Genomic DNA, 16176 nt, shown 5'->3' with positions numbered 1-16176 from the left:
GACGTGTGCTCTTCCGATCTGGAACCCTGGCCCGGCGGCTGGGCCTGCAACCGCTGCTGTGGCTGGCGGCGGCGGGTAACGGGTTGTCACAACTGGCTTTGGCGGCGAGCGTCTGGGTCATGCCGGCGCTGGTGTTTCCGATGATTCTGGTAGGTACGGCGCTACTTGGACTGAGTTTCGGGCTGGGTGGCGCACCGTTGAATAGCTATCCGCCCCGGTTTTTCCCCCGCCACGCGCCGGCAGGGGTCGTCGCCTTGCACACTCTGCTGGGTCTCGGTTTGATGGTGGGACCGCTGCTGGCGGATGGTTTCAGCCGGGCGAATCTGTGGGTCGGTTTCCCCCTGCTGTTGCTGGCCCTGAGTATGCTGCTGGCGCTGATCGCCGCGACGGTTCGCTTGCCGCCGGACGCCAGCGGCGACAGCCTGAATCATCGCGCCACGAGGAATCCGCCACTGAATTCCAGCGCATTTTGGATCTTTGCCGCCATCGCGGTGCTTTATGCCTTCGCTGAGGGTACCTTCAGCAACTGGGCGGTGCTTTATCTGCGGGAAGCCAAGGACTTGCCGGCGGGTGTGGCGGCGCTGGCCTTGTCGGTGTTTTGGGCCGCGATGGTGGCGGGCCGGTTGCTGGTTGCCATGCTGGTGATCCGGGTCGCACCCCAGGTGATCTGGCTGGCGCTGCCGGTATTGATGGTCACTGCATTTCTGCTGTTGCCCGCTGCGAATACACCCGCGCTAGGACTGGGGCTGTTCGCGCTGGCGGGGCTGGCCTGCTCGGCTTTTTTCCCGCTAACTATCACACTGGCCTCGGCGCGATTTCCCGATCAGGTGGCTTGGGTGTCGTCCATGCTGATTGCCGCGCTGATGGTCGGCGTCGGGTTGGGATCGTTCGTGATCGGCCCGCTGCGGGAGTGGCTGGCCTTGGAGCAGATTTACCGGCTCTCGACCCTTTATCCAATCCTGGTCATCGGGCTGGCCGGATGGATAGTATGGCGTCAACATTGGGAACAGCGGTTGACGGTCTCGTCCAGGTCTTGAGAAGTAGCGCCATAATTCAAATAGCATCGCTATAGTCTTCCCAATTGATATCCTCCTGTAAATTTTCCTGTGATCGGAACTGTGGGGCAGGCAGATAAAATGAACATCACCTATTGAGATCAACGGGTTGAATTCAGTTAACGCCCTAGCCTGACGCTACCAGCCCTCACCATCACAGGAAAATTTACAGGAGGGGATTACTTGTTGCGATAGCGCATAAAGATAATCCAGTCAGCAGACGCAAAAATCATCAGCGGCCGGCATAGCGCAGCACCACACTAGTGATATCGTCGGCCTGATCCGCGCCGCGCTCAAAGACGTGAACCGCATCAATTACCTGTTGCGGAATCTCCCACGCCGGCACTGTGTTCCAGCCGTGCAATAACTGGATCAGTCGCTGAGTAGTGAACTCCGCGCCGTCGCTGTCCGTCGCTTCAGTCACACCGTCGGTGTAAAAATACAGGCTGTCGCCGGCGGCAAGACTCACTACCGCTTCGGCATAATCCCGATGATCCAGGATTGCCAGCGCGAGGCCGCCGGTCATCGGCAGCGGAGTGACCGAACCATCGGTACTGATGAGCATGGGCGGGTTATGACCACCATTGGCGTAGCGAAACTGGCCGTTGCGCTGATCCAGAATGCCGTAGAAGACCGTAACGAACAGTTCCTGGTCATTGTTCTCACACAACAGATCATTGAGCCTGGACAGGCAGGCGCCGGGCGCGGTGCGAAACAGCGCCGTAGCCCGCAGCAGGGTCTTGGCAATCGCCATGAACAGCGCTGCTGGCACGCCCTTGCCCGATACGTCGGCCACCACCACGCCCACCCGATGTTCATCCAGCACGAAAAAGTCGTAGAAATCGCCGCCAACCTCCTTGGCCGGGATCATCGCGCCGAAAATCTCCACCTCGGCCCGCGCCGGGAACGCCTTGGGCAGCATCGCCCGTTGAATTTCGCGGGCGATGTCGAGTTCCTGTTGTAGGGCAATGTACTGGGTCTTGGTCTTGAGCGCCTCGCGCAACTCACGGATCAGTTCATCGAGCCGCTGATGCTGTTCGCGGACCCGAGTTGCCATGTGCCCAAAGGCCGTCGCCAGCATTCCAAGATTCTCCGACACTGCGCCGCTATCAATCGCCTGGCGGGATTCTGCTTCGATCTCGGTCAGATCCTCCAACACCGCCGACCGTGCGCCCGGTTCCAGGGTTTCGGCCAGACGGGTCATCTCCTGGCGGATGAAGCGCTGCTGACGACGGCGCTGCTGCTCGCGGGCGCGCTTCATCGAGTCGAGCGCGATCATGTGCTCGCGGAAGACTTCTACCGCTTGGGCAATGTTGCCGATCTCATCAGCGCGGATGGTTCCCTCAATCGTGCGCAGGGTATCGCCGTGCGCCAGGGCGTCGAGTACTGCAACCGCTTCGTTCAGCGGACGAAAGGCGTTGCGCAGATAGTGAAACAACGCCAGCAGAATCACCCCCAGCACCCCCGCCATGATCGCCAGTGTGGTCAGGCGAATCACACGCTGACGCTGATAACCGGCCGTCACGTCGCGAATAGTGATCAAATCGGCAATACGGCTTTGCGAAATGCCAGATAGCGGGATGCGGGCGACCGCGAACATTCGGTCGGCGACTGCGACCACCTGCATCTCGCGCTGGCGCGACAATGACCCGCTGCGCCGAATTTGCTCCCACAATTGCGGGTCGGTTCCCTGAATCAGGCGTCCGCGCCGGTTAACCAGGACGGCGGCAGCATCGGTGTTCTGCCGCATGGCGTCCAGATTCGGCATGACATCGAAGCTCAGGATCGCCACACCGACGGTGCGTCGCGCCGATCCGGGTGGGTTTTCAACCGTGATCGGGGCAGCTACCAGTGCCACCAGGCGACGGTTAGCATTGTTCGCCAAGCCACTCACCGTCTCGCTGTGCCGCAGCACCACGTCGATCTGATCGGCGCTAATGCTGGCTGACCAGAACAGTTCGTTACCGGAGTTGTACAGCACTTCCCCATCGCGCCCGAGCAGTTCGATGCGGGAAATGGCGCCTTCGGCCTCAAGCGTCGTCAGATAGCCGGACGCAATATCGGTGAGTGCCGCGCGATTTTCGTCGGCGACCGCGCCAGCAAGTGGTGAATCGCGGGCGATGCGGGCGAGCGCCGATCCCATGATTCGCAGCCGCGCCTCGGTCAATTCCCGCCAGATCGTCTCCTGGCCGCGCAAAATATCGCCGTCGCGCAATTCGGCGACCAGTCGTTCGTTCCACAGCCCCGTGACCAGCATCCCGGCGATCACCAGCACGAAGGACAACAGGACCAACACAATCACTCGGGTGCGCAACAGCATGGGTGGGATTCTCTGCCGGGTTTCGTGCCGATAGGCCAGCGGATTCAGTGTTCTGGGGCGCTCGAAACCGGGTACAGGTAATGGTAGCCGAACCGGCCAAAGCCGAGGGTATCGTAAAACGACTGGGCGACCTGCCGACGGAAGGCAGTGGATACGCCCACCCTGCAACAGCCGCGTTCGGCGGCGACCACCACCGCATGCGCCATCAACTGGCGACCAATGCCGACCCCACGCCGATCATGCCGGACGATCACCGAATCAATCATCGCCTTGCGCCGAGGGGCGCGCACCAGATTGTCGTAAATCACGAGCTGGAAGGTGCCGATGACGCCGCTCTGGTCTTCGGCGACGAACACTGCGGACAGACCGCTGGCCTCCATCCGTGCCAGCGCGGCTGCCATTTCCGCCAGACACGGCGCTTCTTCCGGGATCAGTTCGGCGTATAGAGCTTGCAGCGCCGGCAAGTCGGCGGGCTGGGCGATCCGGCAGACGACGGTCATGGTCGGCGGATATCCGTGTCACCTTCGATGATTTCGGCGAATTTGAGCAGGTTCATCGGGGGATACCGTCCTAGTTGCAAGGCGACCGGCAGGTTGATCATGAACGAGAACCGCTTGGGGGCTTCAATCGGAATCTCCTTTGGATTCAGGCCCTCCACCAGAATCTGCCTGGCTTTGTAAGCGGTCAGTTGGCCGACCGTGTAATAACGATTGATGATACCCATGAGGGCATAGGAATTGCGCACCGGATTTTCACCGGCGGCCAAGGTCGGAAGGCCACGCGCCAGCGCCGCCTGGGTCAAGCGGTCGCGGTTGACGTTGAGAAAGGAATCCGGCGGCTGGTAGAGCAATTGCGCCCCAGCCGCCGCGATCTCGGCCACCAGCGGTTCGATCAGGTCAGCGCGTGGATTGCCCTTGCGGTCGAGCGGCAATGGTCGCTCGATCAAGGTGTAGCCCAGCGTCGGTGCCAAGGCGCGCAAGGCTTCAACGCTGAGGCGGGCATTGTCTTCCTTGTCGTTGTAGACGATGCCGATTTTGTCGAAATCGAAATAGGAGCGGGCGGCGCGCAGTTGGGTTTCCTCCGGCACCAGATAAGCGGTACCGGTGATATTGCGACCGGACGATGCCAGCGCCGGCACAATCCGGGATTCCACCGGCTGCGAGACGATCATGAAGATGCCTGGAATACCGGCAGCCGGAAGGTACGGGTTGGGATCGGCGGCGTCATACGGGCCGAGCAGAGCCAGCGTTACCGACGTACCCCAGGTGACCACCAGATCGGGGCGGATCGCCTTGGCTTCCTTCAACAATCCAGGCAGTTTGGCAAGGTCACCAGCGGCGTCGCGGACCATGATACTGACCGGGATGCGCTGAGTAGCGAAATAGTCGCGGAAGCCTTGAACGGCATCTTCCTCGCCGCGCCAGAGCACCATGAGAATGCGGTAGGTTTTCATGGGAGGTTCGGCGGAGGTCGGCAGCGCGAGCGTCGCAGCCATCACTCCTATCATCAGCGTGAACAGCGCCGTCGTCAGCCATGACCACCGGAGGGGATGGAACAGCGCCATGTTCATGGCAAACCTCGCCCCGGGACGGCCCGACGACCGTCGCCCAGCGCCAGCAACCCTAATCCCAGCAGCACCGATCCAGTGATCACAATGACACCGCTGCCCGCTGCGCTGCCGGCGTAGCCAAATCTTCCCAGCACCCAGGCGGCAAGAAGAGGGCCGGCGACCGATCCAATCCGCTCGATCACCCGCAGCGCGCTCAACACCGTGGCCTGCCCGAACCGCTGGCATTCGCGCTCGCAGATTTCCGGGATCAGCGCCAGCGTCGGTGCCGTCAGTAACGCCTGTCCCAGTCCTAGAGCCGTAACCCCGGCCAGCACCGCCCACAGATCATTCCAATACAACACGCCGAGTACTCCGGTTCCCGACAGCAGACCGCCAAGAATCACAAAGGATCGATGGCGGTCACTGTGGTCGGCCCAGCGAGCGGCCAGCGGCCCCAGCAGGATCATCAGCACAAAGTAGCTCATCATCACCCGACCGCTGGTGGCGGTGTCATAGCCCAAATGTCGCAAGTACAACGGCGTCAGAAAAAATAGAAAACCGGTCAGAATCATCTTGGCCGGAATCGCCGAACCCAGCATCAAGGCGACGAAGCGCGGGTTGCCCAGCAACGCCTGAAAGGCGCGCCAACCGCTCTGACTGCCCTTATCCGGGTCTGGCTTGACCCACTGCACCGGAGGATCATCCAACAGTACCAACAGCAGCGCCGCCGCCAGCGGAATCAGGCCAGCCGCGATCAGGAAGGTGGCACGGTAGCCGATGCGGTCGGCGAGAACACCACCGATAGCGGTGCCACAGATGGCGGCCAGCATGATCGATCCGACGAATATGGCCATGGCGCGTGCCCGGCCTCCCGCCGGAGCGGTCTGGGCGATATAGCCCTGGCAGGCAATGGTCGCCATGGCATAGCTAATGGCGCTCAGGCTGCGAAACAACAGCAAATCCAGCACCGATCCTGCCAACGCCGTGCCGATAGCGCCCGCCAGCCCTGGCAATAGCGCGACGATGAAGAGGCGGCGCGTACCCCAGCGGTCAGTCCAGCACCCGGCAAACGGGGTGGTGACAGCGATGCACAGCATAAACAGGGCCATCGGCAGACCGATCATCGTATCCTCGCTCAAACCGGGGATAATCATCGGGTTCGCGGTATAAAGCTGGCGGATATACAGCGGCATGAACGAGCGCGACAACTCTTCGGCCAGCACGAACAGGAACAGCGGCCCGCGCACCGCCGCCAGGCTGGGTTCGCGCAGGTTAATCGGCAATGCACCCAGCGCCAGGAAATGAAAGCGGGTTTTGAGTCGGCTCATGACCGCTTCAATGCGGGCGACGATACTCGGGTCAATCTGGCCGGCCTTGATTTCCTCCGCCTCTTGAACCAGCCGCCAGTAGCGTTCGTTGACGCGGCGGGTGACGGTTGCGAGCGCGGTGGTGAAACGACCGACCTCGTCACTCTTGGAACCGTTGCCGTCGTAGCGGAAATCGCCGCGCCTCAGCCGTTCCAGCAGCCGTTCCGCTCGCGCCAGCGGACGGGCGACGCGCAAGGCCACCAGCACCGCCACCATCTCAAAGGCCACCAGCAGCGCAACCACCAGCACGGTCAGCACGTCATAGACGATTTCGGCTAACTGACCGCGCACAAAGCTCTGGCGTACTCCAATATGCAGCGCGCCGATGCGGTTGTCCCCGCGCTTCATGATCAATGCAGTGTCGTAAAAAGCGCCCACCGAGCGAGTAGATGTGGCTTCCTCTGGAAGCGGCATCACTGCGCCGGAACTGACCAGAGCAGCCTGACCTTCAACGGCTCCGGGACCGGCGGCGTACAAAATCGTACCGGTTGCATCGGTGATCAGCAGGTAGGCCACTTCGGGATTATCTTGAAATACCGAGGACAAAAACGGGTCCATGCCAGTAAGTTGGGCGAACGGAATGCCATAGCCCACGGCACGTTCGATCTGAGCGGTCAGAATACGGCCGATGGTGGCCGATTTCCTGCCGATTTCCGGGGCGAGCCGGGCTTCAAACGCCTGCATGGCAAACAGGGAGAAGCCAATCAGCGCCACCAGCAAAATGAGGAGGGTCAGGGCATGGATTCGCCGACTGATCCAGCGGGCATAGTCAGCGGTCGGGACATCTGGCGTGGCAACGGCGGATGCGGCGTTCATCAACATCAGCTCAGTTATCTGGGTGGGCATGGTTTCAGCCCTCTTCGTCGAGACGCCGAATTTCCTTGGCGGTGTGTTCGATTTCCCAGAGCGCGGCGACAATAGCCGCCAGCGCCGGATCGCTGCCTCGATGCGCCGGCGGGGATTGATTGGAATGCCGTGATAGCGCATTCAGGGCGGCAGTCATCGCAGTGAATGAGCTGCGAGTCGCACGCAGCACCAGAAACGCACCCAGTAGCGACAGGATGATCGCCGCTGCCAGCAGGATCGCAACCGCGCTGCCGAGTTCCAGCAACATCGCCTTCAGGCTGGAGTCATGGAAATCGCGCGAGAAGCGCAGAGCGATGCCGCCCACTTCCAGATCGAGGTTATTGACCAGTGAGATTCCGATCACCAGGGCATCTTCCTCGCGCAGCCGCCACGCGCCGGCGGTATCGTGGGTACGCCAAGCCTCAACCCATTCATTGGTAATCTGATCGCCGATCAGGTCGCGGTCAGTAGCGAACACCACATTGCCGTTCGCCTCGAACACCTCAATGGACAGGATCAGCGGGTCTTGCTGCGTCTCCCGCTCGATCAGCGACTGGGTGTTGCGCAGCGCGTTGATCGGCAGACCGAGCGCCAGGCTGGTTTCAATGGTGTTCTTCATGTCCCGCAGTACTGCGTCGAAGCGCGAACCGATCAGCAGTGAGAACGAGCGTTCAAACTTGAAGTAATTGAGGAAAGTGGTCAAACCCAGCCCAACGAGGACGATCAGCGCAATCGCCAGCGTGACTTGAACCACAGTGGTGCGGCTCATCAGGCTTTTCCGCGAGAAACTCCGGCCTTGCTTCGGCTGCGCTCAGCACGAGTTAGGCCGGGGAGGGAGAGCGGACAGCGCGGTTCGAGAGCCTCGCCAACTGGCGGCAGTCCCTCTGGTGAGGACTGTTTCAGCGCCGCTCTTTTGGGTAACATCATCTATGTCTCCTATTCGACCTACCGCCGGGCGGGCGGGATGTAATACCAATTCTCGGTAGTTTTCGTATTTATGGTCGTCATTCCCGCGAATGTGGGAATCCAGCGACCCGCTGCCGGACTGACTGGATACCCGCTTTCGCGGGTATGACGAATAAAGATAAAACCTATCGCTAAACGGTATAACGTCTGTGGAGAGGAGGTGAGACCTGGGGGAGTTTCCGGCAGCGGCTCAAACTGCGTAAGACTCCCCGTCTCCGGGGAATCCTGTCGGCGAAAACCAAGCCTTAACTCCTCTGGTCCCTCCTCAATGAAACAGAAAACCCTGATTGTGAAATCAGGAATCCCCGTCCTTCAGAGCCTGCCCCCGCGTAGGCGGGGGGCGGGGAGAATGTCAATTCATTGTTACGGTTACGCCACTCGTACTCAGGTTGAACCGCAATCCCTTGGTACGGGATTCCAGCCGCATGATCACGCCATTTTCATTCTTCATCTGGACACCGCCCACGCCGCCGCCCAACGCGATGGCAGCATTCAGTGCGGTGTAGGTGCCGGGGAATTTCGAGACATCCTTTAAATTATAGACTTCGCCGACTGCCCCGCCACCTTGGCGATGCCGACAGTTGCGCCAACACTCAGCCCGCCGATCTTGAAGTCATCATCGATATTCTCCTCGTTTCGGGGTATCCAGCGAAATCCCCATCGGGCTATAACCCTTACAGACCAGCCCGACGGGTTGTTTCAGCGCCAGAACTCGCGCTGGCAAATTATTATTTGTTCCAACCACTCCAGCCGCCCATGGTGTTCCACGATTCAGCGGGAATGGTATCGGGCGTTGCATTCATTCCCGCCATAGTCACCATCAGCGTCACCGACGACGGGCCTGTGATGGTCTTGCCAGGACTTTGAACGGTTACGCCTTCGGGAACTTTCACCGAGACAATCGCGTAATCGCGTACCTTTTCCTCGGGCATTCCAGAATAACTGGTCTCATTGACAAAGCTGGACTTAAACGCAGTGTCGTTCATCTGCTTCTTGACGTAGGCCGATTCCAGGATCGTGACGTTGGAACCGGGCACTACCACGATCTGACCGGCCTTATACACCTCGCCTTTCTTGTTGGTGATAGTGACGCCCTCCGGCACGAGCAAGTGGTACTTCAGTTCCGGTTTGCCGAGACCCGCCGGAAAGCTGCTTTGCTCAAATCCCTGCGCGTGAGCAATCGTGGCGCTCAGCAATAACACCAGGGCAGTACTGCAAATGCGTAAGAATTTCATCTTCATCTCCTCGATTGAGAACACCAGTCATCGTTTGGATTGAGAGGAATCATCAACATTCCTCTCTGGGTTGTGGTAGTTCCATTACCGTTGTCTGGAGTAAGGAGTATTTCATCGCCTTAACGGCGGTTTCCAATTCCTCCAGCGAGTGCAGTTCCTCTGCACCCGTTACACCGATGGCGACTCCGCAGTGGGGATTTTGCCGCCAAAATCATGGCTGACAAACGACTGTATTGTTCCAATCCGCCGCTAATCAGCCTGACGAACCGGCAGTAACGACCAAAATTGCGTCGCTCATCATGCCACCGCCTTGCTGGCGGTTTCCCGCCGCGCCTGAGCGACCAACGCAGCTACCGCGCAGGAGGCCAGCCGGGTCATCACCGAATCGGCGCGGCTGGTAAGGATGATCGGCACCCGGGCACCGAGGACGATGCCAGCCGCGTCGGCATCGGCCATGAAGCTCAGGCTCTTGGCCAGCATGTTGCCCGCTTCCAGATCCGGCACCACCAGAATGTCGGCGTAGCCCGCCACCGGTGAGTCGATCCCCTTAATCTGGGCCGCCTTGAGGTTGATGGCATTATCCAGCGCCAGCGGGCCGTCAAGGATGCCACCGGTGATTTGCTTGCGATCCGCCATCTTGCACAATGCCGCCGCTTCTACCGTAGATTGAATCTTGGGATTGACCGTCTCCATGGCGGACAGGATCGCCACCTTGGGTTGCGGGAAATCCAGAGCGTGGGCAAGGTCGATAGCGTTCTGGATGATGTGCATTTTGTCTTCGAGGGTCGGGAAGATGTTGATCGCGGCGTCGGTGACGATGATCGCCCGATCCAGACTTGGCACGTCCATGATGAAGGCGTGGCTGATGCGGCGCTCAGTACGCAATCCGGTCGCGGTTCGCACTACTGCGCCCATCAGTTCGTCGGTGTGCAGGCTGCCCTTCATCAGCATCTCGGCCTTGCCCTCGCGGGCCAGTAGCACCGCCGCATCGGCGGCGGCGTGGCTGTGCGGCACGTCCACAATCTCGTAGCGGGAGATGTCAAGCTGGAACTGCGCCGCTATGGCTTTGATCTTGGCCTGCGGTCCCACCAAAATCGGCTGCAAAATGCCCAATTCAGCGGCTTCCACCGCGCACCGGAGCGAGCTTTCGTCGCAGGGATGCGCGACAGCGGTCGGCACCGGCGTCAATGCTTTACATCGGGTGATCAGCCGTTGGTATTTCTCGTGCTTGCGTTCCATAAATTCAGTCCTCTTTTTAGTATCGATCAGCCGACTTGGCCTGAACCCGGTTCGTTCGATGCGACGGCCAAAAACAATTTTTCGATCCGCGCCAGCCGCTCCGCCCGTTCGCCGCTGGGTTCGCCGATGGAGGACAGGACCACGGGCATCTTGCCCGTGAACTGAACACGGGTAAGATGCCCATGCTATATCCACAACCGGCCTAGGATTGCCATATTACACCCATGCCCCTGTCCTGGAATGAGATCAAAGACCGTGCCTTGGCGTTTTCCCGCGAGTGGGCCGATGCGGTGTCCGAGGATGCCGAAGCCAAGAGTTTCTGGGATCAGTTTTTCACGGTGTTTGGGGTGACCCGGCGGCGGGTGGCGGCGTTTGAAGCGCCGATTAAAAAGGCTGATGGCGCGGGCGGTTTTATTGATCTGCTGTGGAAAGGGGTGCTGCTGGTTGAACACAAGTCGCGGGGCAAAAGTCTCGACCGGGCGTTTCGGCAGGCGCTGGACTATTTTCCGGGACTGAAAGAACGCGATTTGCCGCGTTATGTGCTGGTCTCCGATTTTGCCCGGTTTCGCTTGTACGATCTGGACGCAGATCAAAGCCACGACATTGCTTTGGCCGAGTTGTATCAGCACGTCCGGCTGTTTGGTTTTATGGCCGGTTATCAGACCCGCTCATTCGGTCAGGAAGATCCGGTTAATATCGCGGCAGCGGAGAAACTGGGCCGGCTGCACGATGGTTTGAAAGCGGCGGGTTATGACGGGCATCCGCTGGAAATGCTGTTGGTGCGGTTGCTGTTCTGCCTGTTTGCCGAAGACACCGCGATTTTCGAGCGCCAGCAATTCCGGGATTATCTGGAAGCGCGGACTGGTGAAGATGGTGCCGATTTGGGGCCGCAGTTGGCGCAGCTTTTCCAAGTGTTGAACACCCCGCCGGAGCAGCGGTTTCGCACCCTCGATGAGCAATTAGCAGCCTTTCCGCATGTCAATGGGCGGCTGTTTGCGGAACCGTTACCACTGGCCGCTTTTAATCGGGTGTTGCGGGAATTGCTGCTGGATGCCAGCGCGCTGGATTGGAGTCGGATTTCTCCGGCTATTTTCGGTTCGCTGTTTCAATCCATTCTCGATCCCGCCGCCCGTCGCCATTTAGGCGCGCATTACACCACCGAGACTAATATCCTCAAGGCGCTGCGGCCGCTATTGCTGGATCGGCTATGGACAGAATTTGAGCGGGTTCGGCGCAATGCCCGGCGCTTGCTGGAGTTTCAACGACAACTGGCGGCGGTGCGAGTATTGGACCCGGCCTGTGGTTGTGGCAACTTTCTGGTAGTGGCTTATCGGGAATTACGGTTGCTGGAATTGGCGGTATTGCGGGAATTGCACCAGACTCGCAGCAGTGATTTTCTCGATGTCAGTCAGATTGTGCTGGTGGATGTGGATCAGTTTTATGGAATTGAACTGGCAGAATTTCCGGCGCAAATCGCGCAGGTGGCGTTGTGGCTGACTGATCATCAAATGAATTTGCGGGTGTCGGAGGAGTTCGGCCAGTATTTTATTCGCCTGCCGTTGAAGAAAGCACCCCACATTGTCCACGGTAATGCGCTCACTCTGGACTGGCGTACCCTGGTTAAACCCGCTGATATAACCGTCATCGTTGGGAATCCGCCGTTTGTGGGCGCGAAATTCATGAGTGCGGTGCAACGGATTGAAATGGCGACGATCTTTCGCGATACCCGCAATGCCGGTTTGCTGGATTATGTCGCCTGCTGGTATCGCAAGGCCGCTGATGTTCTCGCTGACAATCCTGCGATTCGGGTGGCGTTTGTGTCCACCAATTCAATTACTCAGGGCGAACAGGCGGGCGTGTTGTGGCCGGATTTATTGCAGCGTGGTATCCAGATTCATTTCGCCCATCGTACTTTTCAATGGGGTAGCGAGGCGCGAGGTAAAGCCGCCGTGCATTGCGTTATTGTCGGTTTTTGGCGGCAGGATGAACCGGAAAAATGGCTATTCGATTACGAAACGCCCAAATCGGAACCGCACGCCATTCGGGTCAGCAATATCAATCCGTATCTGGTGGATGCGCCAAATGTGACGCTGACTAATCGACAACGACCGATTTGTGATGTACCGGAAATCGGGATTGGCAATAAGCCGATTGATGGCGGGCATTACCTGTTCACGACCGATGAAAAAGCGCTATTTCTGATGAAGGAACCACAAGCCGCGCCGTGGTTTCGGCGCTGGCTGGGTGCGGATGAAGTTCTGAATGGCTACGAACGCTGGTGTTTATGGCTGGGTCATTGTCCACCGGATCAGTTGCGGAAAATGCCGGAAGCCATGAAACGAGTGGAAGCAGTACGGCAATTTCGGCTGGCTAGTCAATCCGCCCCAACGCGAAAACTAGCGGATACGCCAACCCGGTTTCATGTGGAGAACCAGCCGGATTCAACTTATCTGGTCATCCCGGAAGTGTCATCGGAGCGGCGGGCATTTATTCCGATGGGTTTTATGCAGACCGATACACTATGCAGCAATCTGGTCAAGATTATTCCCGACGCCACTCTTTACCATTTTGGGGTGTTGTCTTCAACTATGCACATGGCTTGGGTGCGGGCGGTGTGTGGGCGATTGGAAAGCAGGTATCGCTATTCTGCTGGCATCGTCTACAACAACTTTCCGTGGCCGGAACCGACCGATGCGCAATGCCAAGCGATTAAAACTGTCGCGCAAGCTGTTCTCAATGCCCGCGCCTGCTTTCCTAATGCCACTTTGGCTGATCTTTATCACCCGCTGACCATGCCGCCGGAATTGCTCAAGACGCATCGGGCGCTGGATCGCGCTGTAGATATGGCTTACGGTAAAACCACGTTCGCAACTGAAGCGGAACGGGTCGCGTTTCTGTTCGAGCGCTACCGGCAATTGACTTCGTTATTGCCAGCGGAGGGGGTCAAGATGACGAAAAGAAGAAAATCGGCTCAGTAATACCCTTTTCAAACCACCCCAGTGCTTCGCGCCATTCGTCGTAATACGGGCATCCTGCCCGTGCCACGTTTCCACAGCCCGTTAACTTCCTGTCCGTCGCCACAACATCGCATGAGTAACAATGTACTGGTACTTGCGAGCGTGTTCGCGGATGACTAGCGGCACCTCAGCCTCACGCAACAGATCAAAACCTTCCGCTCGCAGCAGCGCGCCCAGTGCCGTCGCGCTGTGGATCGGTTGCCCGTCCTTTTCGTAGCCGCCCAGCCAGGCTTCCGGCGGGGTGAAGGACTCCAACCAACTGTAGGGCGAGAAAATCGCCAGCAGCCCGCCCGGTTTCACCAGTCCCAACGGCCCGCTCAACCGGCCTAACAGCGCCTTGGGACTGGGCAAGCGGCACAATAGATTTGCCATCAGCACCGCATCAAAATCGGCCAGTTCCGCCGGCAGCGAACCGGCGTCGGCCTGACGAAAATGGACCCGATTCCGGTCAATGGCCGGATCGATCATGGCGCTCAGTGTCGCCCCCAGCCGCCCCTCATCCTTGCAGAAATAGCCCAACTCGCCCTCGCGGCGCAGCGTGTCCGCCGCAGCGATAAAGGCGCGGCTGAGATCCACCCCCAACACCTTCTGGTAGACCCGCGCCAACTCAAAACTGGCCCGCCCTACCGCGCAACCAATATCCAGCGCTGTTCCGGTGGGCACCCCGTACTCACGGGCGGCGTCCAGCAACCATTGAGCGCAACGCTGCGGGAATTCCACCGCATCCTTTGGCCCAAAGGCATAGGGCATTTGTACGTCAGCCGCCCCGTAATGCAGCAGCAGATATTCGTGCAAAATTTGCGGGTCTTCGTAAATCTGACCCGATGATCCCGGCTGATCCAACCGCACCGCGCCACCGTCACCCGCACTCCGCACCCGTCGAAAACCGGCGTGTTGGAAGAAGTGCGGGCGGAAGTGGAGGCGCGCCCAAATACTGGCTTCATCGCCGGTCGACGCCCACGAACCGCCCAACATCATCTGGTGCTGGCCGTCGTAGCAGGGGGTACTGAAATCGTCGTAATAGGGATGGGCTTTAGCGCCGGGCAGCGGGTTGAAGTGATCCTCCAGCCATTGCCAGACATTGCCACAGAGATCGTAAACGCCGTCCTGCGTAGGTTGGCCTGCCGTCACCGGCCACGATGAACTCCAAGCCAGATTGAGATTGCAGCCGTACTCCCGCGCCAAAGCTGCGCCATCCCGGCACATCACCGGATCGGCATCAGGTCCAACGCTGATCGCCTCATGCTGGCGGGTGGCACGCAACGCCTGCTGCTCGGCCTCGCTGGGCAAGCGGCAGGGTTGGCCCTCGCACTCGGAACGCCAGGCGCAATAGGCTTTGGCCTCGTGATAATTCACCTCCGCCGGCCAGTCCCAAGGCATGGCGATTACCTCAAACAGGCTGCGCAGCCGGTAGCAATGCAGGCCGGCGGGACCATCCGGGATCCAGAAGGTCGGCGCTTTACTGTTACGAAACGAACGCCAATCCCAGCCCGTTTCCGACCAGTAGCGCCGCTCGCGATAACCACCGGCGACAACAAATTCATAAAATTCACCGTTGCTAATCAAGGCACGACTGACCTGAAACGGTTGTAGCGCAACTTCGCGCTGGCCGTATTCGTTATCCCAACCGTAGGACGGCCACGCCCAGGGTTTGCCATAGCGCAACTGCTGGCCGGATATGTTAATCAGCGCGTTCTGCGGGTAATCGGTGCCCACACCCGGCGCGAAGGTTGCCCATTCCGCCGGTTTCGCCGATGGATGCAATTGCGGCCATGCCACCGGTCGCCGCACCAGCGTCAATGGCAACTCGCGAATCAGCACCGAGGAAGTTTCCAGGTGAATCCGCTCGTGCTCAAAGCCCATGAACAATGCCCACAGCGGATCATCCTGAGTAATCGGCGGATGACCGGACGCCAGACCGGGATGAGTTTCGATAAGCTGCCGCACGGTGCGATAGACCTGCTGACGATAGGCATGAACCTCGTCCACGCGCGGCCACACCATTTCATTTTTGGAGAGATCATCCCAGCGCATCTCGTCCACGCCGGTTTCAAACAGCCGCTCGAAATAAGGGTTGAGCGGCTGCTCGATCAGCCCGGCCACCCGCAGTTTGTTGATGTACAACACCGGGGGATGACCGTAGTAAAAAATCATCGGATGGCGCAGATGATGATAGGGCGGGCGAAAAAAAGCCTCTTCGCCCTGGAGACTGGAGAACAGCAGTTCGGTCAATGTCCAACTATTGTCGAAGTAATCCAGGGTCTGCTGGCGGGTGCAGCTCGCCAGATGCGGCAACGGCAACGAAGTCAGCGTACCGTCCGGCTGGCGACCGGGGCAGTCCTGCGGTTTCCGTCCGGTCCACCACTGCTCGGAACGCAGGCCAGTGAGTTCGGTATGGAGTCCGCCGCGCAGATTGTTCCGCCAGAGTTCGGCGGCGCTCTCCGGGGTCTCCGAGGCAGGTGGCATGGTCATAATCTCTCCTGTATGTAGATTTGGCGGCGTTGCAACCCGTATAAGGATAGCAAGCTGTTTGCCAAATTATTATACAATATTTATGCAAACTGCCGATTTAGAGAGCGCCA

Annotated in this window: 12 protein-coding genes; 3 read left to right on the top strand and 9 right to left on the bottom strand. The window is 59.2% G+C overall.

The genetic code is table 11. The annotated features are described in order from the left end of the window. Positions 1-1037, top strand: a 1037-nt coding sequence (locus BN874_RS22740; protein WP_154724953.1) for an MFS transporter, incomplete at its 5' end; no start/stop codon positions are given. Positions 1038-1287: 250 nt separating this feature from the next. Here the strand turns inward: BN874_RS22740 and BN874_RS22735 are convergent. The 5 genes from BN874_RS22735 to BN874_RS25160 are packed head-to-tail and all read right to left on the bottom strand — an operon-like array spanning position 1288 to position 7906. After that, entirely contained in the window at positions 1288-3375 is a 2088-nt protein-coding gene (locus BN874_RS22735) for a PP2C family protein-serine/threonine phosphatase (protein ID WP_051497872.1), read from the bottom strand. Between the two features lie 44 nt (positions 3376-3419). Beyond that, the gene (locus BN874_RS14430; RefSeq protein WP_051497871.1) at positions 3420-3875 is read right to left on the bottom strand and encodes a GNAT family N-acetyltransferase; all 456 of its coding nucleotides are present in this window, start codon (positions 3873-3875) and stop codon (positions 3420-3422) included. Then, positions 3872-4945 carry an ABC transporter substrate-binding protein gene (locus tag BN874_RS14425; RefSeq protein WP_230314450.1) on the bottom strand — a complete coding sequence of 358 codons (1074 nt, stop codon included), beginning with the start codon at positions 4943-4945 and terminating at the stop codon, positions 3872-3874. The genes BN874_RS14430 and BN874_RS14425 overlap by 4 nt, the downstream gene beginning before the upstream one ends. Continuing rightward, complete coding sequence (locus tag BN874_RS14420; RefSeq protein ID WP_051497870.1) at positions 4942-7137, bottom strand: MFS transporter; 2196 nt, start codon at positions 7135-7137, stop codon at positions 4942-4944. Before BN874_RS14420 ends, BN874_RS14425 begins: the two co-directional genes overlap by 4 nt. Positions 7138-7141: 4 nt before the next feature. Further along, positions 7142-7906 (bottom strand): hypothetical protein, encoded by a 765-nt coding sequence (locus BN874_RS25160; protein WP_034434738.1) that lies wholly within the window; start codon positions 7904-7906, stop codon positions 7142-7144. Positions 7907-8452: 546 nt separating this feature from the next. On the opposite strand from BN874_RS25160, the gene BN874_RS14410 reads away from it, so the two are divergent. Further along, positions 8453-8638: a hypothetical protein gene (locus BN874_RS14410; RefSeq protein WP_034434736.1), complete on the top strand. Its 186-nt coding sequence runs from the start codon at positions 8453-8455 to the stop codon at positions 8636-8638. 193 nt (positions 8639-8831) lie between these two features. Here the strand turns inward: BN874_RS14410 and BN874_RS14405 are convergent, their stop codons facing one another. The 3 genes from BN874_RS14405 to BN874_RS26070 form a co-directional block, all read right to left on the bottom strand. Further along, positions 8832-9338 carry a hypothetical protein gene (locus BN874_RS14405; protein ID WP_034434734.1) on the bottom strand — a complete coding sequence of 169 codons (507 nt, stop codon included), beginning with the start codon at positions 9336-9338 and terminating at the stop codon, positions 8832-8834. A gap of 297 nt (positions 9339-9635) precedes the next feature. Beyond that, a complete protein-coding gene (locus BN874_RS14400; RefSeq protein ID WP_034434732.1) occupies positions 9636-10577 on the bottom strand; it encodes a phosphate acetyltransferase in 942 nt (313 codons plus the stop codon). Between the two features lie 26 nt (positions 10578-10603). Continuing rightward, the gene (locus tag BN874_RS26070) at positions 10604-10726 is read right to left on the bottom strand and encodes a hypothetical protein (RefSeq protein WP_268258838.1); all 123 of its coding nucleotides are present in this window, start codon (positions 10724-10726) and stop codon (positions 10604-10606) included. Positions 10727-10801: 75 nt separating this feature from the next. On the opposite strand from BN874_RS26070, the gene BN874_RS14395 reads away from it, so the two are divergent. Then, a complete protein-coding gene (locus tag BN874_RS14395; RefSeq protein ID WP_034434731.1) occupies positions 10802-13555 on the top strand; it encodes a class I SAM-dependent DNA methyltransferase in 2754 nt (917 codons plus the stop codon). Positions 13556-13636: 81 nt separating this feature from the next. Here the strand turns inward: BN874_RS14395 and ovoA are convergent, their stop codons facing one another. Continuing rightward, positions 13637-16066, bottom strand: coding sequence for a 5-histidylcysteine sulfoxide synthase (ovoA, locus tag BN874_RS14390; protein ID WP_230314449.1), 2430 nt, complete (start codon positions 16064-16066; stop codon positions 13637-13639). Positions 16067-16176 lie beyond the last annotated feature (110 nt).

The sequence above is a fragment of the Candidatus Contendobacter odensis Run_B_J11 genome, assembly GCF_000531125.1.
Lineage (GTDB): Bacteria > Pseudomonadota > Gammaproteobacteria > Competibacterales > Competibacteraceae > Contendibacter > Contendibacter odensensis.
This window is presented reverse-complemented; position numbering and strand designations above follow the sequence as displayed.

Bases quoted from the DNA above. Each gene is read 5' to 3' on its own strand.
- BN874_RS22735 (WP_051497872.1), bottom strand. From the start codon at position 3,375: ATGCTGTTGCGCACCCGAGTGATTGTGTTGGTCCTGTTGTCCTTCGTG.
- BN874_RS14430 (WP_051497871.1), bottom strand. From the start codon at position 3,875: ATGACCGTCGTCTGCCGGATCGCCCAGCCCGCCGACTTGCCGGCGCTG.
- BN874_RS14425 (WP_230314450.1), bottom strand. From the start codon at position 4,945: ATGAACATGGCGCTGTTCCATCCCCTCCGGTGGTCATGGCTGACGACG.
- BN874_RS14420 (WP_051497870.1), bottom strand. From the start codon at position 7,137: ATGCCCACCCAGATAACTGAGCTGATGTTGATGAACGCCGCATCCGCC.
- BN874_RS25160 (WP_034434738.1), bottom strand. From the start codon at position 7,906: ATGAGCCGCACCACTGTGGTTCAAGTCACGCTGGCGATTGCGCTGATC.
- BN874_RS14410 (WP_034434736.1), top strand. From the start codon at position 8,453: ATGTCAATTCATTGTTACGGTTACGCCACTCGTACTCAGGTTGAACCG.
- BN874_RS14405 (WP_034434734.1), bottom strand. From the start codon at position 9,338: ATGAAATTCTTACGCATTTGCAGTACTGCCCTGGTGTTATTGCTGAGC.
- BN874_RS14400 (WP_034434732.1), bottom strand. From the start codon at position 10,577: ATGGAACGCAAGCACGAGAAATACCAACGGCTGATCACCCGATGTAAA.
- BN874_RS26070 (WP_268258838.1), bottom strand. From the start codon at position 10,726: ATGCCCGTGGTCCTGTCCTCCATCGGCGAACCCAGCGGCGAACGGGCG.
- BN874_RS14395 (WP_034434731.1), top strand. From the start codon at position 10,802: ATGCCCCTGTCCTGGAATGAGATCAAAGACCGTGCCTTGGCGTTTTCC.
- ovoA (WP_230314449.1), bottom strand. From the start codon at position 16,066: ATGACCATGCCACCTGCCTCGGAGACCCCGGAGAGCGCCGCCGAACTC.